Below are 22,496 nucleotides of genomic sequence, written 5' to 3'. Positions count from 1 at the left end.
CTATACCCCTGCTCACGGCCCTGGAACTGCGTCACTTGCGCTACCTGATGCCCAGTGCCGCCCGGCGCAACCTGCCCGCCGTTACGACAGGAGGCGTTGCTCCTTGGCGACGGCGACGGCGCCGGCGCGCGTGTCGACGCCGAGCTTGGCGTAGATGCGGCCCAGATGGGTCTTGACCGTGGCCTCGCTGAGGAACAGGGCCTTGGCGATGTCGCGGTTCGCCATGCCGCGCGTCAACTGGCCGAGGATGTCCTGCTCGCGGGGGGTGAGCGCAGGGCGGGGGCTGCGCATGTGGGCTATGACGCGGTGAGCGACGGGCGGGGACAGGGCGACGCGGCCGGCGGCAGCACTGTGGACGGCGGCGAAGAGCTCCTCGGGACGCTCGGCTTTGAGCAGGTACCCGGTGGCACCGGCATCCACCGCGCGGGTGATGTCGGCATCGGTGTCGTAGGTGGTCAGGACGAGCACGTGCACCGCGCCGCCGGAGTCCGCGGTGATCCGGCGGGTGGCCTGCACGCCGTCCATGCCGTCGCCGAGTTGCAGGTCCATGAGGACGACGTCGGGGGCGAGCTTGGCGGCGAGCGCGACGGCCTCCTCGCCGCTGCCGGCCTCGCCGACCACCTCGATGCCGGGGGCGCTGCCGAGCAGGGCGAGCAGCCCGGCGCGGACCATGGCGTGGTCGTCGCAGAGGAGGACCCGGACGGAGGCCGAAGGGTGGTCCGTGTGCGGGGCGGTACCGGTGGTGCCAGGCTCGGGCCGCGCGGGTTCGGTGCGGGTCATGGTGCCAGGACCTCTTCCTCAGTGGGGTGGAGCGCGACGGAAGCGGAGACGACGGTGCCGTCACCGGGTGCGGACTCGATGGTGAGGGTTCCGCCGAGCTGGCGGACTCGGGCGCGGATCGCGGGCAGGCCGTGGCCGCGCACCCCGGTGGCGCGCTCGGGCACGGCGGCCGTGTCGAAGCCTCGGCCGTTGTCGGCGATGTCCAGGCGGACCTGGTCGTCGAGGTAGGTGAGGGTGAGGGCGCAGTGGGTGGCGTCGGCGTGCTCCCTCACGTTGGCGAGGGCACCCTGCGTGACACGCAGCAACGCGGACTGGACGCCGTCGGGCAAGGGTTGCGACCCTGGGCTGCCTTCGATGTGGCAGCCCACGGTGCGTTCGTCGGTCGTCTCACGGAAGGCCAGATCATGCAGAGCGGCTTCCAGGCCGCCACCCTCGGCGAGGTCGGCGGGGGCGAGGTCGTGGACGAAGCGACGGGCTTCGGCGAGGCTGCGTTCGGCGATCGTGGCGGCGGTGCCCACGTGATCCCGGGCACGCTGCGGGTCGGTGTCCCACAGCCGGTCGGCGGCCTGGAGCAGCATGTGCTGGCTGGACAGGCTCTGGGCGAGGGTGTCGTGGATCTCCATCGACAGCCGCTGACGTTCGGTGAGTACGCCCTCGCGGCGCTCGGTGGCGGCCAGTTCGCGGCGGGTGCGGATCAGATCACGTATCAGGACGGCTTGGCGGGTCCGCTGGCGATCCATGTGGGCGAAGACCGCGGTGGCCAGAGCGGCGACTGCGGGTGGGCCGACCACCAGGTCGAGGTCGAAGCGGTGGGCCAGTCGCAGCTGCGCGAAGATCACCAGCGCGGTGAGCAGCGCTATCAGGAATTTGGCGGCGGGCGGTGTCAGGGTGCGCAGGGCGGTGTAGAACAGCGGGACGGAGCACCAGGAAAAGCTGGGGGCCAGGGTGACCAGCACGACCCAGACCGCGACCAGCGTGCACAGCCACAGTGGGCGCGGGGGGCCCGGGGACAGGAGCGTCTGCTGTGGAAGCGGGTCCTCGGCCGGGCCTGACGAGGTGCGCCGGCCAAAAGCGGGGCCGAGGGCATACAGCAGCGCGAGAGCCGAGGCCAGAGCAAGAACCGCGGGTGCCTGCGGCTCCGTGCCGTGCCGCTGCAGGTAGCGGATCGCGGCGGCGCCCAACAACAGGAAGAACACCACGTGGATGACCAGCGCGAGCCGGCGAGCGTCACGCTCGGCAGCTGAGGGCAGCATCAGTGATCCTCTCCGGCCAGGGTCGTCAGGGGTGTTTCCGTCCGCTCGGCCGCCAGGGCGTTCCGCATCCCGTCGATCTCCCGAGCTGGGCAAACATCTCCCATTGTGACCTGGGGGGAGCGAGTGGGGGTCAACCGATCGGATGACGGGACCGTCCACCGTCCCGCGTGCCGGTCCCAGCCGGGACGCCGACGGTCCGGCAGGGCGGACAGGCGGAGGCTTGGGGAGCGCAGCACACAACAGTGCTCGTCCATCCGGCATCCGCACACGACAGGGAGTAGCCCGTCATGCAGCACAAGGCCACGAAGTTCTCCACCCGCGTCAAGGCCGTCACCGTCGTCGCGGCCTGCGCGGCCGTCGGGGTCGGTGTGACCGGCGCGATGTCCGCCTCCGCCCAGCCCCGGGCCGCCGCCCCGACGCAGGCCGTGCCGTCCGCGTTGAAGGACAACGCCACGACCAAGACCGACCACCTCACCATCGGCGCAGCAACCCGTGCCGCCCAGGCCGCGCTGGACGCCGCGCACAAGGCCGGCCGGCAGGTGAGCGTCGCAGTGGTGGACCGCAACGGGAACACCATCGTGACCCTGCGCGGCGACGGGGCCGGCCCGCAGTCCTACGAGTCCGCGATCGCTAAGGCCTACACCTCGGTCTCCTGGAACGCGCCCACCTCGGAGCTGGCCAAGCGCCTGGAGACCGCCCCGACACTCAAGGACATCCCGGGCACGCTGTTCCTCGCGGGCGGCGCCCCGGTCGACCATCACAACGCGCCTATCGCGGGCGTCGGTGTCGCGGGCGCACCCTCCGGTGACCTGGACGAGCAGTTCGCGCAGGCCGGCGTCGCGGCGATCAGCAACGCCCGCTGACCGTTCGTCCGGCTCCGGCGTGTCTGCCAGGCTGCCTCGGCCGGCACCGGTGGTGTGGCCCGCCACACGCCGAGTGGGCATCGCGGTGCGGTACGGGCGGGGCGTCCGTACCGCACCCCGACACCCGACAGCACCATGGGAAGGACCGGTCGGTGAACGGCGCCCTACGCGGGTGACCGAGGCGGGCGGCCCGATGGAACAGCGGGCACAACGCCCGGCCTGCGGGGCTCACCGCGCTGTCGGGGGCGTGGTCACGCACCGTACACTCCCCGGGTGACCGTCACCGCACCTTCCGTGGGCGAGCCGGAACAGCTCGAACCCCAGGCCATACCCGCACCCCGTGGTGCCCGCTGGGTACGCCGCCTCGTTCCGGCGGCCGCCGCGGCACTCGCCGGAGTGCTGCTTTACGTGAGTTTCCCGCCCCGGACCCTGTGGTGGCTGGCCCTCCCGGCCTTCGCCGTCTTCGGCTGGACCCTGCGCGACCGCACCTGGAAGGCGGGCCTCGGCCTCGGCTACCTGTTCGGCCTCGGCTTCCTGCTGCCGCTGCTCGTGTGGACCGGCGTCGAGGTCGGTCCCGGCCCATGGCTCGCGCTCGTAGCAGTGGAGGCGCTCTTCGTCGCGTTGGTCGGCGCGGGCGTCGTGCTGGTCTCCAGGCTGCCCGCCTGGCCGGTGTGGGCGGCCGCGCTGTGGATCGCGGGGGAGGCGGCACGCGCGCGTGTGCCCTTCGGCGGGTTCCCCTGGGGCAAGATCGCCTTTGGCCAGGCGGACGGTGTGTTCCTGCCGCTCGCCGCGGTGGGCGGCACACCGGTACTCGGCTTCGCGGTCGTGTTGTGCGGCTTCGGGCTGTGCGAGATCGTGCGCCTGGTGGTGGACGGGCGGCGCGCCGGGGGCGCGCTGCGGCGCGGCGCGGCTCTCATGGCTGTGCTGAGCGTGGCCGTTCCCGTGGTGGGTGCTGTCGCCGCGCGATCCCTGGTCAGCGACGAGGCCGAGGACGGCACCGCGACCGTCGCGGTCATCCAGGGCAACGTGCCGCGCTCCGGGTTGGAGTTCAACGCCCAGCGCCGTGCCGTTCTCGATTACCACGCGCGCGAGACCGAGCGCCTGGCCGAGAAGGTCAAGGCGGGCAAGGCCCCGCGGCCCGACCTCGTCCTGTGGCCCGAGAACTCCTCCGACATCGACCCGTTCGCCAACGCCGATGCCGCCGCCGTGATCGAGGGTGCCGCGAAGGCGATCGGCGTGCCGATCTCGGTCGGCGGTGTCGTCGAGCGTGACGGCGAGCTGTACAACGAGCAGATCCTGTGGGATCCGGACAAGGGTCCCGTCGACACCTACGACAAGCGGCAGGTGCAGCCGTTCGGCGAGTACCTGCCGCTGCGCTCGCTGCTCGGCGCCATCAACAACAACTGGACGTCGATGGTGCGCCAGGACTTCAGCCGGGGCAACAAGCCCGGCGTGTTCACCATGGCGGATGCCAGGGTCGGGCTCGTCACCTGCTACGAAGCCGCCTTCGACTGGACGGTGCGTTCCACGGTCACCAACGGCGCGCAGCTGATCTCGGTGCCCAGCAACAACGCGACCTTCGACCGCAGCGAGATGACCTACCAACAACTCGCCATGTCACGGGTGCGCGCCGTGGAGCACAGCCGCACCGTCACGGTGCCGGTGACCAGCGGCGTCAGCGCGGTCATCATGCCGGACGGGAAGATCACGCAGCGGACCGGAATGTTCGTGGCCGACTCGCTCGTCCAGAAGGTGCCGCTGCGCTCCTCCGAGACGCCCGCAACACGGCTCGGCACCCTGCCCGAGACGGCACTGGTGCTCATCGCGGCCGTCGGGTTCGGCTGGGCGGTGGCGTCGGCAGTCCGCGCTCGCCGTGAGCGAGGCGATCAGCCCGTCCCGCTTGTCGAGCAGGAAGCCGCGAAACCGGCCCGTTAGGGTCGGCCCATGGCTACTCCTGAATTCATCCAGGCCCTTCGGGCTTCCGCGGGTCAACAGTTGCTCTGGCTCCCCGGCGTCACCGCCATCGTCTTCGACGAGGACGACAGGGTGCTGCTGGGACGCCGCGCCGACACCCGTAGGTGGTCGGTGATCGGCGGTATCCCGGATCCCGGGGAGCAGCCCGCGGCGTGCGCCGTGCGCGAGGTGTACGAGGAGACGGCCGTGCAGTGCGTCGTCGAACGGGTCGTCCTCGTCCAGGCCCTGAGCCCGGTGAGGTACGCGAACGGCGACGTATGCCAGTACATGGACATCACGTTCCGCTGTCGGGCCGTCGGCGGCGAGGCGCGCGTCAACGACGACGAGTCGCTGGAGGTCGGCTGGTTCGCGGTGGACGCGCTGCCGGAGCTGAACGAGTTCGGCATGTTCAGGATCAAGCAAGCGTTGATGGATGCACCCACATGGTTTGACCCCACCAATCCGGGGTGAAGTGTGGGCGCTGACCATATGGGGGCGGGGCGCGCGTGCTGCCTAGGGTCGGCATATGAACGCGCCCCATTCCCGTACGGGTCCCCAGGCCACCTTGCTCGACCTCGGCGGACGCACCGCCCTCGTCACCGGTGCCGCCGGCGGTATCGGCCGCGCCTGTGCACTGCGGCTGGCCGCCGCCGGGGCGAAGGTGAGAGCGGTCGACCGGGACTCCTCCGGCCTCGACGCCGTCGTCGGCGCGGCGGGTGGCCTTGCGGGCACTGTCGAGCCGCATGTTCTCGACCTCACCGACCTGGACGCGGCCGGACAGGCCGCCGTCGGCGCCGACATCCTCGTCAACAACGCGGGGCTGCAACTGGTGCGCCCTTTGGAGGACTTTCCACCCGATGTCTTCCACACCATTCTGACGGTGATGCTTGAGGCCCCCTTCCGGCTCATCCGCGGGGCACTGCCCCATATGTACGGACAGGGCTGGGGCCGCATCGTCAATGTGTCGTCGGTCCACGGGCTGCGGGCCTCCGCGTTCAAGTCCGCGTACGTCGCCGCCAAACACGGGCTCGAAGGGCTCTCGAAGACCACCGCTCTCGAGGGCGCCCCCCACGGCGTCACCTCGAACTGTGTGAACCCGGGCTATGTGCGCACGCCACTCGTGGAGAAACAACTCGCGGACCAGGCACGAGCCCACGGGATCTCCGAGGAGCGCGTGCTGTCCGAGGTGCTGCTGCAGGACAGTGCCGTCAAACGGCTGATCGAACCTGAGGAGGTCGCCGAGGCGGTGGCCTACCTGTGCAGCCCGGCGACCTCGTTCGTCACCGGTACGTCACTGGTCCTCGACGGCGGCTGGACGGCACACTGACTGCGGACATGCCAAGAATTGTCCACAGGGCCGGACGGTCCGGGCCGCCCGTGGGCCATCCTGGGGGTATGTCTCGCGATCACGTACAGTCCGCGGAGCGCCCCGGCGTCGGTGCCGGGGCCGAAGAGCCGTTCCTGCAGCTCCTGGCCCGCGGCGCCTCGGCCGATGCCTACGAGCAGCCGGTCCTGCTCGCCCGTGCCGAGGGCCTGCCGCCCGAGCGCGTCCACGCACTCGAGCAGGCCAAGCAGCTCGCGCTGCGCGTGCGCGCGGAGATGGAAGGCAGACGCCGCCGCGAGGCGGAGCTGTCCGCGCTCTTCGAGACCGCCCACGACCTGGCCGGGCTGCGCGACCTCGACGCCGTTCTGCAGGCGATCGTCCAGCGCGCCCGGTCACTGCTGAGTACCGACGTCGCGTATCTGACGCTGCACGACGAAGCCGCGGGCGACACGTATATGAGGGTCACCGAGGGCTCGGTCGCAGCGTGCTTCCAGCAACTGCGGCTCGGCATGGGTGAGGGGCTCGGCGGCCTCGTTGCCCAGACCGCCCGCCCGTATGTGACGCCCGACTACTTCGAGGACGGCCGCTTCCAGCACACCTGGACGATCGACACCGGCGTGCGCGACGAGGGGCTCGTGGCGATCCTCGGTGTGCCCCTGATGATCGGTCCGCAGGTCATCGGGGTGCTGTTCGCCGCCGACCGGCGTGCCCGGGTCTTCGAGCGGGAGGAGATCGCGCTCCTCGGTTCGTTCGCCGCGCTGGCCGCAGCGGCCATCGACACCGCGAACCTCCTCACAGAGACGCGTTCCACGCTGGACCGGCTCGCCCGGGCCAACGAGATCATCCGCGACCGCAGTGCGGCGATCGAGCGCGCCTCGGACGTCCACGACCGGCTCGCCGAACTCGTCCTGCGCGGTGGCGGCGTTCACGACGTGGCTGCGGCGGTCTCCCAGGTCCTGGACGGCACGGTCGAGTTCACCGAGGCGGCAGCCGCCCCCGCCGCCCCACTGGAGGCTTCTCGCGCCGGGGGACACGCCGTGCGGCACGGGGCCGACTGGATCGCCGCCGTGACGGCCGGCGGCGAGCTGCTCGGTGCGCTCGTGCTGCGCGGCCATCCGGGGCTCGACCCCGTCGACCAGCGCACCCTTGAGCGCGCCGCGATGGTGACCTCTCTGCTGCTGCTCGCCCGCCGCTCGGCCGCCGAGGCCGAACAGCGTGTACGCGGCGAGCTGTTGGACGACCTCCTCGACGCCCGCGACCGTGACCCGCGCGTCCTGCGCGAGCGCGCCGCCCTGCTGCGTGCCGACCTCGACGCCACCCATGTGGTGCTCGCCGCCCGCCTCGACGGCGGTGCGGCCGATGCCGACCAGGCGGCGGCCGCGCGCCGCCGCCTGTGGTCCGCCGCCTCCCACCTCGCGGCCACCCGGCACGGGCTCGCCGCCGCCCGGGACGGCGGTACGGTCCTGCTGCTGCCCCTGAATCCGGGTGACACCGCGACGGGCCTGGCCCGCCGCACCGCACGGCAACTCGGCGTCACCGTCCGCGAGGAGGTGACTGTCGGAGCCTCGGCGCCGGTCGCGGACCTCGCCGGCCGCCCGGACGCCGTGGCCGCGGCCTACGCGGAGGGACGGCGCTGCCTCGACGCCCTGCGGCTGCTGGGCCGCGCAGGGGACGGGGCCGCCGCCGAGGACTTCGGCTTCCTCGGGCTACTGCTCGCCGGAGACCGGGACATCGCCGGCTATGTCGAGCGCACCATCGGCCAGGTCGTCGCCTACGACGGACGCCGCGGCACCGATCTCGTGCGTACTCTCGACGCGTACTTCGCCTCGGGGATGAGCCCGGCGCGCACCAAGGAAGAACTGCACGTCCACGTGAACACGGTGGCGCAGCGCCTGGAGCGGGTGGGCCGCCTGCTCGGCGACGGCTGGCAGAGCCCGGCCCGCGCCCTGGAGATACAACTGGCGCTGCGGCTGCACCGGTTGTCGTCGACGCCTGGGCACTGACGCGAGCGCGCACCGCAGGTACGCGCAGACGCCAGAGCACAGCGATGCCGACGGCGGAGGGCTCAGGTGCGGCGAACTCGCGCACCCACGTGTACGGGGCCTTCCGTGACCACGGTTCAGACCGTGTGTGCGTCCGCGGCCCGCGCCTTGGCGGGCTCCGCGTCCGCCGAGGGGTCGACCCCGGCCAGATCGCGGTTCCGTGTCTCCTTGGCGACGCCTACCGCGACCAGGGTGACGACGGCCGCCGCGATGACGTACAGGGCGATCGGTGTGGAACTGCCGTAGTCGGACAGCAGCGCGGTCGCGATGAGCGGGGCGGGCGCGCCGGCCGCGACCGAGGCGAACTGTGCCCCGATGGACGCGCCCGAATAACGCATACGGGTAGCGAACATCTCCGAGAAGAAGGCCGCCTGGGGCGCGTACATCGCCCCGTGCAGCACCAGGCCGACCGTCACGGCGAGGATCAGGTTCCCGAAGCTACCCGTGTCGATCAGCGAGAAGAAGGGGAACATCCACAGGCCGACTCCAGCCGCGCCCAGCAGGTAGACGGGGCGGCGGCCGATCCGGTCCGAGAGCGCGCCCCACGCCGGGATGACGGCGAAGTGCACGGCGGAGGCGATGAGGACGGCGTTGAGCGCGGTCTGCTTGGAGACGCCGGCCGATGTGGTGGCGTAGACCAGAATGAAGGCGGTGATCACGTAGTAGCTGATGTTCTCCGCCATGCGCGCGCCCATGGCGACCAGCACGTCGCGCCAGTGGTGGCGCAGGACGGACACCAGCGGCAGCTTCTCCACACTGGTGCTCTTGGCCGCCTTACGTGCCTCGGCCTGCGCCAACGCCTGCTGGAACACAGGCGATTCATCGACGGACAGACGAATCCACAAACCGACGATCACCAGTACGCCGGACAGGAGGAACGGAATACGCCAACCCCAGGAACCGAACGCGCTGTCCGAGAGCACGGCGGTCAGGAGTGACAGCACACCCGTCGCGAGGAGTTGCCCGGCGGGTGCCCCGGTCTGCGGCCAGGAGGCCCAGAAGCCGCGCCGCCGCGCATCGCCGTGCTCGGACACGAGCAGGACGGCACCGCCCCACTCGCCGCCGAGGGCGAAGCCCTGCACCAGCCGCAGCGTGGTGAGCAGGACGGGCGCGGCGGTGCCGACCGAAGCGTGCGTGGGCAGCAGTCCGATGGCGAAGGTCGCCCCGCCCATCATCAGCAGACTCAGCACCAGCAACTTCTTGCGCCCGATCCGGTCCCCGTAGTGCCCGAAGACCAGAGCACCCAGCGGACGGGCAGCGAACCCGACGGCGTACGTCAGGAACGACAACAGCGTGCCGACCAACGGGTCGGAGTCAGGGAAGAACAGCTTGTTGAAGACGAGTGCGGCGGCGGATCCGTAGAGGAAGAAGTCGTACCACTCGATGGTGGTGCCGATGAGGCTCGCGGCAACGATGCGGGGAAGGTTCGAAGGGGCTGGTGGAGCGGCTGCGGGGGAGGACATCGGCACCACTTCCTGGCGTTCGACGGGGGACGTATGCGTGTCGCCACACCGTAGGAACGTGCAGGTCAGCGGCGTATGTGGTGGGACACCATAGTTCGAGGCGTCGGGGTGCGCGTGGTCACCATGGAGGCGGTGCCGGAGCCTTTGAGAGGGCCTCAAAGAGGCCGCGAAGGACTGTGTCCGACTTGCCTCATTAGGGGACGATTTGGAAGCGCGGTACTGATTCCTGTGCTGACTTGGTGCTGACTAAAAGCCCAAGTCATCACCCGTCCCAGCCCCTCCCGTGCTGACTTGGTGCTGGCTGTGCTGCGTAGAACTCGGGTCTGCTGCACGATCGGGTGACATCTGAACTGGCTTGCCCTGCGGGGCGGGTGGGGAGGATGTCGCTGTGCCGAAGCCTTATCCGGAAGAGTTCCGCGAGGACGTCGTGCGGGTCGCGAGGAACCGCGGCCCGGGTGTGACGGTCGAGCAGGTGGCCGCCGACTTCGGAGTGCACGCGATGACGCTGTGGAAGTGGATGCGTCGCGCGGACATCGACGACGGGGTAAAACCCGGAACGTCCACGCAGGAGAACTCTGAACTACGGGCCGCGCGTCAGCGGATCAAGCTGCTGGAGCAGGAGAACGAGGTCCTGCGCCGGGCCGCGGCTTACCTGTCGCAGGCGAATCTGCCGGGAAAAGGATCTACCCGCTCGTGAAGGAGCTGGCCGTGGACGAGGTTCCCGTCACGGTCACGTGCCGGGTCCTCAAGCTCGCGAGACAGCCCTACTACCACTGGCTCGACCGGCCGGTGACCGATGCCGTTCTGGAGGAGGCTCACCGCGCGAACGCGTTGTTCAGCGCCCATCGTGAGGATCCGGAGTTCGGTTACCGCTTCCTGGCCGATGAAGCCCGTGGTGCGGGATCGGTCATGGCCGACCGGACTGCGTGGCGGATCTGCCGGGACAACCGCTGGTGGAGCGTGTTCGGGGAGAAGCGCGGCAAGCTCAAGAGGCCCGGTCCGCCGGTGCACGACGACCTGGTCCGCCGTGACTTCACCGCGGATGACCCGAACCGCCTGTGGCTCGCCGGCATCACCGAACACGCCACAGCTGAAGGGAAGTTGTATCTCTGCGCGATCAAGGACGTCTTCAGCAAGAGGATCGTCGGCTACTCCATCGATGCGCGGATGAAGTCCCGCCTCGCCGTGGCTGCCCTGAACAACGCTGTTGCCCGCCGGGAGAACGTTGCTGGGTGCGTTCTGCATACCGATCGCGGGTCGCAGTTCCGGTCGCGGAAGCTCGTTCGGGCGCTCGACGGCCACCAGATGGCCGGTTCGATAGGGAGAGTCGGGGCGGCAGGCGACAACGCGGCCATGGAGTCCTTCTTCAGTCTGCTGCAGAAGAACGTCCTCGACCGCCGTTCGTGGTCCACCCGTCAGGAACTGCGGATCCCGATCGTGACCTGGATCGAGAGGACCTCCCACCGACGCCGGAGACAAGCCTCGCTCGGCCGGCTCACTCCCGTCGAATTCGAGACCGTCATGACCACACCGGCCCTCCAGGCCGCGTGACCGAACCTGTCACCCAGACTTGCAGCAGACCCGCGTGGCGTTCGCGTGCTCTGGCATTCACCCGCCCGCGGCAGGACGGCCCTTAGCCTCACGCTGTCAGGGTGCTGGTGTTGTGCGCGGTGACGGGCGGCTTTGCGGCGGGTCGCTGCGAAGTAGCCGCGTGTACCGCGCTCAGCGTGCCGAGGTCAGGGCGGTGATGGTGTCGGCGGTCCGGCGGGCGTAGTCGGTGTCCAGTGTGGCGGGCTCGAACAGGAGCCGGTACCACATCGGCCCATAGACGAGGTCGATGAGGAAATCATCGTCGGCGTAGGCGAGTTCGCCGCGCTGTCGGGCGCGCTCCAGCAGTGAGCGGACCACGTCGCGGCGCGGCAGGATCAGGCGCTCCCACACGGTGCGGGCGAAGGTCTCGTCCCCGATCGCCTCGGCGGCGAGAGCCCGGTTGAGGGTGCCGCTGATGCCCTGCTGGGCAGCGAAGGTCACGGTCAACAGCTCGGTGAGGTCGCCCTGGAGGGTGCCGGTGTCGGGGACGGGTAGCTTGCCCGCTGCGTAGGCGGCGAGCGCGTCGAGGATCACCTCGCCCTTGCTGCGGTAGCGCCGGTAGACGGTCTGTTTGGAGACGCCCGCACGGGCCGCGATGCCTTCGATGCTCGCCGCCCGGTAGCCGTTCTCGGTCACCAGGTCCATGGTCGCGCGCAGGATGGCGCCGTCCACCCCGGGGTCTCTGGGTCGTCCGCTCATGGGCTCCACCATACGGGATTGACATACGGACCGTTCCGTAATCTAATTTCATTACGAACCGCACCGCACCGTATTGAAAGTGAGGGCGTGATGACCTCCCGCCGTTCCGGACCGGCCCTGTGGGCGCTGGCCCTGGGCTACTTCTCCTTCGGCACCTCCTCCCTCGCCGTGGTCGGGCTCAGCGCCCCCATCAGCGAGGACCTGCACGTCACCCAGGCCCAAGTCGGCCTCCTGGTCACGGCATTCGCGCTCACCTTCGCCCTCACCGCCCCGCTCGCCCCGGTGCTGTTAGGACGGCTGGGCCGCAAGAGCGTGCTGCTGTCCGGCCTCGCGGTCATGGCCGCCGGAGGCGTCGCTGCGGCCCTCGCCCCCAACTACGCAATGCTGTGTGCGGCCAGAGTGCTCACCGCTCTGGGCGGGGCCGCCTTCGGCCCGGCCGCCTCGGCCGCCGGCTCTGCGCTCGTACCGCAGGAACGCCGGGCCCGCGCGCTGGCCACCGTGTTCGCCGGGATGACGGCCGCGACCGTGCTCGGTGTCCCGCTCAGCACCAGCCTGGGGCAGAGCATCGGCTGGCGCTTGACCACCGTCGGCGTAGCCGCCCTCGCCCTGATCGCCCTCACCCTCGTCACCGCCCTCGTGCCCGCCATGGAGCGCGGCACTCCGACCACCGCCTCCGCGTTCCGCCCGGTGCTGCGCACGACCGGAGTGTTCTCGGCGATCACCACCACGCTGGCGTTCATGGCCGCCCAGTTCACCGTCTACGGTGTCGCCGGCGCCTACCTCGCCGACCGCTTCCACGCCACCACCGGCCAAGTCGCCACCCTCCTGCTGGTGTTCGGCATCGCGGGCGTGGCGGGCAATGCAGTGGCAGGGCGGGTCTTCGAACGGTTCGGCGGACCACTGACGATCACGGTGGCGCTGACCGGGTTCGGTGTGGCCTTCGCCGCACTGCTGCTGGCCCCGGGCCGCTTCACGGTCGCGGTCGTCGCCTTCACCGTCTGGGCCACGTTCAGCCAGCTCTTCCAGGCGCCCCAGCAGGCCCGCCTCGTCGCCCTGGTCCCCGACCAGCGGGCCCTCGGCCTCGCCCTCAACGCCTCCTCCCTCTATCTGGGCATGAGCCTGGGCAGCCTGCTCGGCTCCACCTTGCTCCCGGCACTGGGCGCCGCCTGGCTGCCCGCCGCCGCACTCCTCCCGCTTGCCGTGGCCGCCACCGCCCACCGGGCCTCCGGCCGCCACCCCCACCCGGCCTCCACCACTACCGCCACGGCCCCGGCCGCTGCCGCCAGCCGCTGATCCAGTACCGCAAAACCCGACCGAAGAACAGGAACACTCACATGACCAGCCAGAACACCGCCCTCGTCCGCGACTTCATGGAAACCGTCTGGAACCAGGGCCACACCGACACCGCCGCCAAGTACATCGCCGCCGATCTCGTCCAGCACAACCCGAACCTGCCCGACGGCCTCGACGCACTGACCGGCCTGATCGACATGCTGCGCGGCCAGATGCCCCAGATGCGATTCGACATCAAGCGCACCGCCGCCGACGGCGACCTCGTCTTCGTCCACAGCCACTTCACCCCCGCCCCCGGCGAGGACGGCCAGGCCGTCGTCGACATCTTCCGCATCGAGAACGGAATCATCGTCGAACACTGGGACGTCCACCAGGACATCCCCGCCACCACCACCAGCGGCCACCCCGCCGTCTGACACCACCCCCAGACCCCTGTTCCGTCCCAGAATCGAGGCAGCATGCCCATCAGCGCCCGCCCCGCGCCGCTCACCGGCAAGACCGTCCTGATCACCGGCGCCACCGACGGCCTCGGCCGGGCCCTGGCACCGCCTTGCCGCCCAGGACGCCACCCTCATCCTCCACGGCCGCAACCCAGCCAAGGGGCGACAGCTCCTGGACGACTTACGCGCCCAGACCGGCAACACCCAGGTCTCCTACGAAAACGCCGACTTCTCCCGCCTGCAGGAAATCCGCGACTTCGCCGAACGCATCGCGGCCCGCGACCGCCTCGATGTCCTCGTCAACAACGCCGGCATCGGCGTCGAGCTTGCACGCCAGGCCAGCCACGACGACCTGGAACTGACCTTCCAGGTCGACTACCTGGCCACCTACATCCTCAGCAGCCTGCTCACCCCGTTGCTCACCCGCACGCCAGGCGCCCGCGTCATCAACGTCAGCTCCGCCGGACAGGCCGCCCTCGACTTCAACGATCCGCTCCTGCAACGCTCCTGGGACGGTGTCCAGGCATACTGCCAGGCCAAACTCGCGCAGATCACGCTGACCTTCGCGCATGCCGAGCTCCTGCGCGCTCACGGCGTCACCGTCAACGCCCTGCACCCCGCCTCCTACATGCCCACAAAGATCGTCACCCACCTGTTCTCCGTACAGAGCAGTCTCGACGAAGGCGTCACCAACCTGGCCCGCCTGGCCACCGACCCCGCCCTCGACGCCACTACCGGCACCTACTTCAACCGGACTGCGCCCGCCCGCGCCCATGCCCAGGCATACGACCTCACTGCACGCGCACGCCTCTTGGACCTCAGCGAAGAACTCACCGCAATCCCGTTCCCCACGTCTGACTTCCCATCGCGCTGATCCGCCATCGGCATGCGCAGCTCGGCCAACCCTTCACCGGCTGGTCCATCCGCAAACTCGCCGCCTACCTGCGCCGCGTCCACGGCCGTGTGACGGTGCAGGAGGGCGGGAGCATGCTGCATGACACTGAGGAAATCGCAGCAGGCAGCTGTGGGCCGGTTCTCGAGCTGCTGACGGACGAGGGGGCCGTGGTCGAGCAGGGCGACACCGACCAGGACATGGGTGCGCTGACAGAGGAGGCCGCGAGCGGCTTCACCCACTCCCGGCGAGAGCTCAGGAAACCGTGAAGTCTCGGAACTCCGCGATCCCACGGGTGGTGGTCCAGCCGTTCGCCGCCGTCATGAAGACCCCTACGTCCTGGGTGTCGGCTGCGCCGCCCGGTGTGGCCGTGCCGATGGTGGTCCACGTCGTGCCGTCGGTGCTGGCCTCGCCCGTGTAGGCGGCGCCGGCGCGGGTCAGGCGCAGGAACACCGGTGCGGTGAAGGCGCCGGCCAGTTTGATCGAGTCGAACGTTCCGTCCTGGCCGGAGTCCCAGGACAGCACGCACCCGTTGGACGGTGTCACGGCCAGGTTGACGTACCCGGTCGAGCCGTCGGCGGACAGGTCGTTGCGTACGATCAGCCCGGCGCGGGCCCAAGGACCGGTGCTGTCCTGCGAGGCGACGCTCACCGTTGCGGTGGAGGCGGTCCCGAACGCGCCGGCGCGGTGGATGGTGCCGAACTCGTTGGTGACGCCCCACAGATCGGCGCCCGCGCCCTCGATGGCCAGCGCGGTACCTGCCTGGCCGAAGGCGGCGTCGTTGAAGCTCGCGGTCCGGTACGGGTCCCGCACGCCCGTGCCGACCATGAGTCGCACCGACACCTTGGCCGAACCCCTGGGCGAGGCCGCCGGGGCGCCGCTGCGGTACGAGGCAGTGGCCACAACTCGGTTCACCAGATCGGCGACGGACCCGGTGAGAGCGATCTCGTAGTCCGCTGAGAACGTCTCGCCCGGTGCGACCGAGGCGGATTTCACCACCCCGACGGGACGGGCGGTCATCCCCTCGGGCGCCTCGACGGACAGCGCCACCTCGGTGGCCGGGGCGAACCCGTTGCGGTTGGTGAACGCCACCGTGACCGTGACCGCACTGCCCTTCGTCACCACGCCCTTGGAGGAAGAAGCGGTCAGCGTGGCCTGGTGCACGTCGACGGCCAGGCTGTTGTAGATCTGCCGCGCCAGCTTGTGGACGTCACCGGTGGCCTTCGTCGGGTAACTGTCGTGCCGGTGCGCCCAGTTGTCATCCACCGCGAACCAGTCGACCGACTTCGGCGGGCGGTTCCCCTTCAAGGCACGGGACAGTTCATCGAAGTACAGCTTCCAGCGAGTGAGGTAGAGGCCGCCGACCAGCCCGGACCACTCCCGGTTGGCGTAGTCGTGCAGCCCTTCCTCGCTGCTGGCCCGGCCGCCCCAGGTGGTGATGATCGACCGTGCGTCGTACTCCAGTTGATCCTTCTCGGTCCTTGTGCCGCCCCAGGAGCGGGCGTCGGCCAGCCACCTGCCGAGCAGGTGCTGCTTGCTGGTGGCCAGCACCTTGTCCATGAGCTTCATCCAGCCCAGCCAGGTGCCGGTCAGCTCGTCGAAACGGGCGCGGTCGGCCATCTCGTAGGCGGCCTTGATCTGCGGCAGCAGCATCCGGCTCCGGTTGGACAGCACCTGCCGGGCCACATCGGCCAGGTCGTAGCGGTACGCCGAGCTGTCGCGCAGCGCGGGCGCCACCTGGAGCAGTTCGGTCAGCGCCGGATCGAACGCGGTGGTGTCGTAGCGGACCGCCTCCGGTCCCCAGACCGCGGCATTTTTCGCGCCCAGGCTCGGGCGGGCCCCGAACAGTCCGTCGGGTGCCTCGGCCCAGGAGTCGGCGCGGGTCATGCCGTATGCCGTGGTGCCGATGATCTTCCAGGCTGCGAGGGCGTGCGGGTCCTCGCCGCCGTAGCGGGACACGGCGTACGAGGCGAACCAGTCGTCGAGGTCGATGGTGCCGGGCGTCCAGGCCAGGTCGGTGAGCAGGGCCAGCGCGGCGTGGTTGTTGTCGGCGGCCTCCGGCATGGCGGCGATGCCGGCCAGGGCGCTGTTGTCCTTGTCCCGCCACTTCGGGTACTGCTCCACCCAGTCGGGGGCGTTGGCTCCCATCGGGGTGTGGCCGCCGAAGTTCCAGATGCTGCCGAACGCGTACGGGGTGCCGCCCCAGTCGCGCTCCCGGTCGGTGACCGTGGTGTAGCGGTCCGACAGTCCGTCCACGACGAACAGCCTGGACTTGTCGACGGCGTCGATGATCTTCTTGCTCGGGTTGTTCTGCCAGCCGAGGATCGCCCAGACGGCGCCTGGGTGGGCCTTGCGCAGCGCCTTCTCCACGGCCTTCGCGGCCTGTCCCACGGGTACGTCACCCGGGTTTCCGCCCTCGTGCAGCAGGTCCATCTTGTACATCGTGCTGTCGCCGAAGCGTTCCGACTGAGCACGGTAGAAGGCGGCGGCGACCTCTTCGAACGCCGTCGTCCGCGGATCGAGCCAGTCGGGCCGTTTGAAGGCGCCCCAGTCGCCCTGGGGTACGACCGCCGCGTCACCGCCGTTCTTCGCCACGAACGCGTCGGGCACGGTGCCGAAGTAGCCGGGCAGCACCGGGGTCATGCCCAGTTCCCGCACACGGTCGATGATCTTCGTGGCGAGGTCGGCGCGCTTCTCGATGAGCCGCTGGGACACCGGGCCGCCGAACCCGGACATGTTCTGCAGCAGCCACCACGGCTGATGGGCCGGGGCCGGGATCCATGCCCGCAGCTCCGCGTCGGAGTAGCCGAACTGGCGGAAGGTGTCGTAGTAGACGGCGTCGCCGCCGGTGTAGACGAGGACGTCGTTGATGCCGTGCAGTGCGAGGACGTCCAGTTCCCGTTCCCACGCGTCCCAGTCACGGTAGGGGCCGGTGTAGCCGTCGTTGGTGTCGTTGAGGGCGAATCGGTGCGGCACGTTCGTCGATCCGGCGATCTCACCGGCGGGGGCTGGGAGCAGTCTGGGAAGGTTCAGCTGTTCGCCGTTCCAGGAGATGTCGGCCTTCGCCGCCCGTGCGAGATAGGTGTTGAGGCCGGTGAGCAGCACCGCCGGACTGGTGCCCTCCACAGTGATCGCCCCGGCTCGGCCGGTGACCAGGAACCGGTCGGCGCTGCCGGTGGTCAGCGCGCGCAGCGTGACCTGCCGGTGGTGATCGGGCAGCAGCCGTCGCAGCGCGAGCGATGCGGGGGTCGTGTCGAACGGCTTCGTGGCTTGGCGCGCGGTTTCCGGTGCCGCGTGGGCGCCCTGTGGCGGGGACAGCAGCACCACACCGCCGAACGCGGCCGCTCCCGTCAGCAGACGTCTGCGGCTGAGAGGTCGATTGCCTGTCATGAGCGTCCTGCCTTTCACGACTTTCCGGTTCTTCCGAATTCGGGCCATCTGGGATCAGGCGACGGTCATCGCGAAAATGTGCGGGGCGGGACCACCTTCTGCAGCACGTCAGGCCAAGCGTCCGGGCTGGGCAGCCGGAAGCAGTGGCGGCGGGAGCGGTCAGGGGTATGGCAGCAGCAGGGTCTCCCGCGCTCCCTCAAGACGTCAGCTCCTTCACCACGGCCGCCCGCGCGGCCTGGATGTCGGTCACGTCCTTCGTACGGCCGTCCAGATTCCTGGTGGCCTTGGCGAGGGCCTCGGTGAGAGCGGCGCTGTCTTTGCCGTCCTTCTCGCGGAGCTGCGCGATGAGCTCGTAGTCCTCGATGCCCTCCTGCAACTGCTCCCAGCGGATGCTGGACATCGGCCCGTTCTTCCCCGGGTAGACCAGGTACTCGTCGCCCTGGGTGAAGACGTACACGGGCTGCTTGAAGGGGTCGCTGGTCCAGCTGTTGTACGACCAGCGCAGGAACCCGTCGAGATTGCGCTGCGCGGAGATCCACGGCAGCATCCGTGACTCGACGGCGGGCGAGTACGACAGCGTGTTGGGGTGGGCCGGCACGCCGTACACGTAGAACGTGGTGATCTTGCCGGCCGCGCGCCGCTCGGCTACCTTCTCCCGCGTCATCGCGTCGATGCCACCCCAGTTCACGGACAGGTTCGACGCGACGCCCTCCGTGGTGATCGACCCGGCGACGGAGATGCGGTTGTCGAAGACCGGCGCCACCTCGTGCACGAAGTCCTTGACCACCGTCATGGTGTTGATCGGCCGCTCGTCGAAGGACAGCCAGGCGTGCCCCAGCCAGCCCTTCTTCTTCAGATGGGCCTCGAAGGCGGGCAGATACGCGCCCCAGGCCTCCCGCCAGCGGTCCCCGCCCAGATCGACGTTCTCGTAGACGGTCTTCCCGGTACGGGTGTCGGTGTAGGTGAGGTGTTCCTGATCCTGGAACGCCAGCATCGAAAAGGCGCCGATGTCGGGGCCGAGCCCGGCTTTCCTGGCGGTCTCGACGTACTGGTCCCAGCGGTCGAAGTCGAAGGCGAACTTGGTCCCGTTCCACTTCCAGCCGACCATGCTGGAGTACGGCGTCGCGGTCTGCGACTGACGGGTGCCGAGCGACCACTGGTGATGCCAGGGGTTGTCGACCATCGTCGTGTTGATGACCTTCTGCCCACGCGACGCCAGATCACGGTCGTACGCCTCGATGAGCTTCCAGTGCTCCTTTGACCACAGCGTGACCTTGTGGGCCTGTGCGATGGTCTCCGGCTGAGCCCAGACGTCGAGGAAGAACTTGTGGTCGGCGGGGGTCGGCACGGTGGCGTCGGCGACATCGATGGTCAGCGGGTACGTGGCCTGGGTGGCGTCGTCGACGTCGACGCGGACCGTGCCCTTGTACCTGCCGGGCTTGGCGTTCTTCGGGATGTGGAAGGTGAACCAGAGCGGCTGGGCCGCGTACGCGGGTACGTCGACCGAGTCGCGCTCCTCCAGGGGATCTCCGACGACGTCCGGGTTGCGGTCGCCAGAGACCTCCTTCGCGGAGCTGACCTGGTCGATTTTGGCCGACCAGTCGGCCTCGGTCTTGGAGCGCTGCACGGGGATGTACTTCACGAACCGCACCTGAGTGCTGTCTCCGTCGAGCTTCGCGCCGCCCGGCCCCGTCAGGTCGCCGACCTTGGCGTGCACGTCCTTGAGGCTCTTGCCGGAGGCGATGGCGATCTGCGCGGAGACCTGCTCGCCTCGTACGGCGTCCAGGGCGAGGTCCTTGGTGTCCTTGCCCTCGATGGTGGTCATCGGATAGCGCGGGACGCGGACCTCGGCGGAGCTGGCGAAGGATCCCGTGGGCACCCAGGTGATGGTGTCTCTGGTACCCATGGCGTCGGCGACCTTCACGGTCAGCCAGGTGGTGGTGGGTTTCTGCTGGTCGTCGTCGGTGGCCGCGATGACGGTGGTGGTGGTCGCGACGAGTGCGCCAGCGAGGAAGGAGGCGATGAGGGCAGGCGTGCGCGCAGGCTGTGACATGAGTGGGCCCTTTCGGAAAAAAGGGTTGTCGGATGATGCCGAAGCTGCGGGTTGCTTCCGGTCTGCGGTGGCCGGAAGCGTCAGGGTGCGGTGACCGAGAAGCCGCCGAAGAAGGCCTGGATGCGTTCGCCGGGGTAGTTGACGTTGACACCCGAGGCGGCCTTGTCGGCGCCCTTGGCCTTGAGGTTCACGAAGGTCGGGGTGACGCCCAAGGGGGTGCCGTAGCCCTTGAGGTCCTTCGGGCCGCGGATCACGGTGCCCTGGCTGACGTCACGCCAAGTGCCCGGGGACAGACGTACGGTGCGGGTTGCCTTGTCGGCGAGCTGCAGTGTGAGGGCGCCGGCGTCGGCGGGCTCGGTCACCGTCGGCCGCGGGGCCGAGTCGGTCCGCGACGGCTGGGCGAAGGCTGCCGTGCCGGGCGAGGCGAGAGTCATGGGCAGGGCAGCGGCAGGTGTCGCGCCGAGTCTGCGGGACTGTGCACGCACTGTGTCCTCCAAGCGGGGAGTGGCATGGAGTCTCTGACGGCGATGCAAGTTCTTGTAATTTCGCGCACATACTCTTGCAGAAAAAATCATCTGTCAACGATGCAGTCCTTGATTCTGCGGAGCTGCGCAGGACGATGTTGCCGCTTGATGGCGGGCCGGGCGTTGAGAGGCTGTGTCCATTTCTGCGAACGGCGTCAGGCGAGAATCACCGAACGAGTGAGATGGCGCGGGTTGTCCGGACCCGGGCCGCGCGCGTGGTGACACACCCTGGGAACACCCTTGCGCCGTGGGGACATTCAAGCGCGGACGATCTCTGCTCCGGCGGCGAACGGCTCGATCAGCTCGGGGGGAGCATCCTTGTCGGTCACCAGCACATGGATGTCCTCCAACGGGCAGATCCGCGCGAACGCCCGCTTGCCCAGCTTGGAGGAGTCGGCGACCACGACAACCTGCTGGGCGCGCCGCGCCAGCGCCCGGTTGATGCTGGCCTCACCCTCGTGATGGGCGGTCGCGCCGTACACGGCATCGATCGCGTCGACTCCGATGAAGACTTGATCCAGCGTGATCTCGGCGAGGACTTCGGTGGCCAGCGGCCCGATCAGTTCGTACGAGGCCGGGCGCGCCACTCCGCCAGTGACGACGAGCTTGACATGGCGGCGCACGACCAGTTCGTTGGCGATGTTCAGCGCGTTGGTGACGACCGTCAGCGACGGTTGGGCGCCGCCCTCTGAGCCCAGGTCGCCCCTGGTCGCCAGCGCCCGCGCGACCTCGGTGGTGGTCGTGCCGCCGTTGAGACCCACCACCGCACCGGCCTTGACGAGGCCGGCCGCCGCGTGCGCTATCCGCTCTTTCTCCGGGGCGTGGCGTGCCGCCTTGTAACGCAGCGGGAGGTCGTACGCGATCGCGTTGATCACCGCGCCACCGTGGGTTCGGGTGACCATCTGCTGGCGAGCCAGTTCGTCGAGATCACGTCGGATCGTGGCTGCGGACACCGCGAGTTCGGCAGCAGCCGCCTCGACCTCGATACGCCCGTCGCGCGTCAGCAAGTCCAACAGCGCGCTCCACCTGGCCTGCGGTGCCGCCATCTCAGTCGCTCCCTGTCAGCAGTGTGGGCGCCCATGAAACCACGGAAGCATCCGTAAGTTCTTTATGGCTTCGAAAGCAGCACTTCTGTGCATCAGCTTCCACGGTTTCCGTCACCGCGATCTCCATCCGCCCGCCCTGAACAGGCACAGGGGCATCTCGCCCCGAGCTACCCGACACCGCGCCCTCAATCGCCGAGAGGGGACGGGCGAGCGCTCCAGTTGGCACCGACCGCACCACCACCTGCCCCGTGGTGTTCGCCAGGGCGACCAGGGCGGTGCGGTGGTGGGGGGGGTGAAGGCGGCAAAGGCGGTGCATCCGAAGGTGCCGCCTGAGTGGTGGTAGACGATGGAGCCGTCCGGGCGGGGACGGATGTTCCACACGAGGGCCAGGCTGTTGCCGGTCGGCATACGGAGCCGCGGCCGCAATACGACGTCCAGTGCGGTGCGCAGCGTGGGTGGGATTGCGCCAGAAGGCGGGGAGAGAAGGGTTTCCACGAGGGCGAGCAGGTCGCGGACGCTGCTGCGGAGGGATCCTGCAGGGGTCAGACCGGGCATGCGCAGTGGGTGTTGGGCGTGGTGGCGCCGGTAGCCGGTGACCTGCGTGGTGTGCGGCGGGCAGGTAGCGGTGCAGCTGGTGTCGTGGAGGTTCAGGGGAGCGAGGATGCGGGTTTCAAGCAGGGTGGGGTAGAGGGTGCTGTCAGCCGCGTTGGTGAGGGCGTGGCCGAGGATGGCGGCGCCGAAGTTGGAGTAGCGCATGCGGGTGCCGGGGGCGGACCGTAGGCGGGTGTGGGCTAGATGTTCTGTCCACGGAGGTTGGTGACAGGGTTCACGGTGGAGTGATCTTGAACGAGTGAGGGCCTTCCGGGTTCGGTGTGGATTGCGACATCAACA

19 protein-coding genes and 1 pseudogene are annotated in these 22,496 nt (G+C 69.5%); 11 read left to right on the top strand and 9 right to left on the bottom strand.

Translation table 11 applies throughout. From position 1 onward, the window contains the following. Positions 1 to 81: 81 nt before the first annotated feature. Positions 82 to 780, bottom strand: a complete 699-nt coding sequence (locus ACWDEX_RS04400; protein ID WP_450461675.1) for a response regulator — start codon at positions 778 to 780, stop codon at positions 82 to 84. Next, complete coding sequence (locus ACWDEX_RS04395; protein WP_450461674.1) at positions 777 to 2,033, bottom strand: sensor histidine kinase; 1,257 nt, start codon at positions 2,031 to 2,033, stop codon at positions 777 to 779. Before ACWDEX_RS04395 ends, ACWDEX_RS04400 begins: the two co-directional genes overlap by 4 nt. A gap of 287 nt (positions 2,034 to 2,320) precedes the next feature. Here ACWDEX_RS04395 and ACWDEX_RS04390 point away from each other — a divergent pair, with 287 nt between their 5' ends. From ACWDEX_RS04390 to ACWDEX_RS04370, 5 genes are all read left to right on the top strand, one after another. Next, positions 2,321 to 2,896, top strand: a complete 576-nt coding sequence (locus tag ACWDEX_RS04390) for a GlcG/HbpS family heme-binding protein (RefSeq protein WP_450461673.1) — start codon at positions 2,321 to 2,323, stop codon at positions 2,894 to 2,896. Positions 2,897 to 3,169: 273 nt separating this feature from the next. Further along, positions 3,170 to 4,831, top strand: coding sequence for an apolipoprotein N-acyltransferase (gene lnt / locus ACWDEX_RS04385; RefSeq protein ID WP_450461672.1), 1,662 nt, complete (start codon positions 3,170 to 3,172; stop codon positions 4,829 to 4,831). 9 nt (positions 4,832 to 4,840) lie between these two features. Next, positions 4,841 to 5,320, top strand: coding sequence for an NUDIX hydrolase (locus tag ACWDEX_RS04380; RefSeq protein WP_450461671.1), 480 nt, complete (start codon positions 4,841 to 4,843; stop codon positions 5,318 to 5,320). Between the two features lie 55 nt (positions 5,321 to 5,375). Next, positions 5,376 to 6,176: a 3-hydroxybutyrate dehydrogenase gene (locus tag ACWDEX_RS04375; RefSeq protein WP_450461670.1), complete on the top strand. Its 801-nt coding sequence runs from the start codon at positions 5,376 to 5,378 to the stop codon at positions 6,174 to 6,176. A 68-nt stretch (positions 6,177 to 6,244) separates the two neighbouring features. Beyond that, entirely contained in the window at positions 6,245 to 8,176 is a 1,932-nt protein-coding gene (locus tag ACWDEX_RS04370; RefSeq protein ID WP_450461669.1) for a helix-turn-helix domain-containing protein, read from the top strand. A 116-nt stretch (positions 8,177 to 8,292) separates the two neighbouring features. Here ACWDEX_RS04370 and ACWDEX_RS04365 read toward each other — a convergent pair whose 3' ends face one another. Then, entirely contained in the window at positions 8,293 to 9,678 is a 1,386-nt protein-coding gene (locus ACWDEX_RS04365; protein ID WP_450461667.1) for an MFS transporter, read from the bottom strand. A 388-nt stretch (positions 9,679 to 10,066) separates the two neighbouring features. On the opposite strand from ACWDEX_RS04365, the gene ACWDEX_RS04360 reads away from it, so the two are divergent. After that, positions 10,067 to 11,229, top strand: a protein-coding gene (locus ACWDEX_RS04360) for an IS3 family transposase (protein WP_450461666.1) whose coding sequence is annotated in 2 segments (ribosomal slippage) — positions 10,067 to 10,351 and positions 10,354 to 11,229 — 1,161 coding nt in all. Because the reading frame shifts where the segments join, the coding sequence is not laid out codon by codon here. Between the two features lie 171 nt (positions 11,230 to 11,400). On the opposite strand, the gene ACWDEX_RS04355 is transcribed toward ACWDEX_RS04360, so the two are convergent. Beyond that, entirely contained in the window at positions 11,401 to 11,967 is a 567-nt protein-coding gene (locus tag ACWDEX_RS04355) for a TetR/AcrR family transcriptional regulator (protein WP_450461665.1), read from the bottom strand. Positions 11,968 to 12,057: 90 nt separating this feature from the next. On the opposite strand from ACWDEX_RS04355, the gene ACWDEX_RS04350 reads away from it, so the two are divergent. The 5 genes and pseudogenes from ACWDEX_RS04350 to ACWDEX_RS04330 all read left to right on the top strand — a co-directional run bounded on the left by ACWDEX_RS04350 (position 12,058) and on the right by ACWDEX_RS04330 (position 14,861). Then, positions 12,058 to 13,260 (top strand): MFS transporter, encoded by a 1,203-nt coding sequence (locus ACWDEX_RS04350; RefSeq protein WP_450461664.1) that lies wholly within the window; start codon positions 12,058 to 12,060, stop codon positions 13,258 to 13,260. A 41-nt stretch (positions 13,261 to 13,301) separates the two neighbouring features. After that, positions 13,302 to 13,676, top strand: a complete 375-nt coding sequence (locus ACWDEX_RS04345; RefSeq protein ID WP_450461663.1) for a nuclear transport factor 2 family protein — start codon at positions 13,302 to 13,304, stop codon at positions 13,674 to 13,676. A gap of 157 nt (positions 13,677 to 13,833) precedes the next feature. Continuing rightward, positions 13,834 to 14,295: pseudogene (locus ACWDEX_RS04340) on the top strand (SDR family NAD(P)-dependent oxidoreductase); the annotation flags it as partial. Between the two features lie 33 nt (positions 14,296 to 14,328). Then, the gene (locus ACWDEX_RS04335; RefSeq protein ID WP_450461662.1) at positions 14,329 to 14,574 is read left to right on the top strand and encodes a hypothetical protein; all 246 of its coding nucleotides are present in this window, start codon (positions 14,329 to 14,331) and stop codon (positions 14,572 to 14,574) included. Between the two features lie 113 nt (positions 14,575 to 14,687). Beyond that, positions 14,688 to 14,861 carry a hypothetical protein gene (locus ACWDEX_RS04330; RefSeq protein ID WP_450461661.1) on the top strand — a complete coding sequence of 58 codons (174 nt, stop codon included), beginning with the start codon at positions 14,688 to 14,690 and terminating at the stop codon, positions 14,859 to 14,861. Here the strand turns inward: ACWDEX_RS04330 and ACWDEX_RS04325 are convergent. From ACWDEX_RS04325 to ACWDEX_RS04305, 5 genes are all read right to left on the bottom strand, one after another. Next, entirely contained in the window at positions 14,848 to 17,982 is a 3,135-nt protein-coding gene (locus ACWDEX_RS04325) for an alpha-N-acetylglucosaminidase (protein WP_450461660.1), read from the bottom strand. The two genes, ACWDEX_RS04330 and ACWDEX_RS04325, sit on opposite strands and share 14 nt — an antisense overlap. Positions 17,983 to 18,178: 196 nt before the next feature. Beyond that, positions 18,179 to 20,035, bottom strand: a complete 1,857-nt coding sequence (locus tag ACWDEX_RS04320; protein WP_450461659.1) for a glycoside hydrolase domain-containing protein — start codon at positions 20,033 to 20,035, stop codon at positions 18,179 to 18,181. Positions 20,036 to 20,115: 80 nt separating this feature from the next. Further along, positions 20,116 to 20,520 carry a hypothetical protein gene (locus ACWDEX_RS04315; protein WP_450461658.1) on the bottom strand — a complete coding sequence of 135 codons (405 nt, stop codon included), beginning with the start codon at positions 20,518 to 20,520 and terminating at the stop codon, positions 20,116 to 20,118. Positions 20,521 to 20,816: 296 nt separating this feature from the next. Beyond that, on the bottom strand, positions 20,817 to 21,605 hold the full coding sequence (locus tag ACWDEX_RS04310) for a DeoR/GlpR family DNA-binding transcription regulator (protein WP_450461657.1): 789 nt from the start codon (positions 21,603 to 21,605) through the stop codon (positions 20,817 to 20,819). Positions 21,606 to 21,716: 111 nt separating this feature from the next. After that, complete coding sequence (locus tag ACWDEX_RS04305) at positions 21,717 to 22,361, bottom strand: serine hydrolase (RefSeq protein ID WP_450461655.1); 645 nt, start codon at positions 22,359 to 22,361, stop codon at positions 21,717 to 21,719. Positions 22,362 to 22,496: the final 135 nt, after the last annotated feature.

The organism is Streptomyces sp. NPDC001020 (assembly GCF_053599115.1).
Note: the sequence above shows the minus strand (reverse complement) of the source record. Positions and strands in the feature narration are given on the sequence as shown.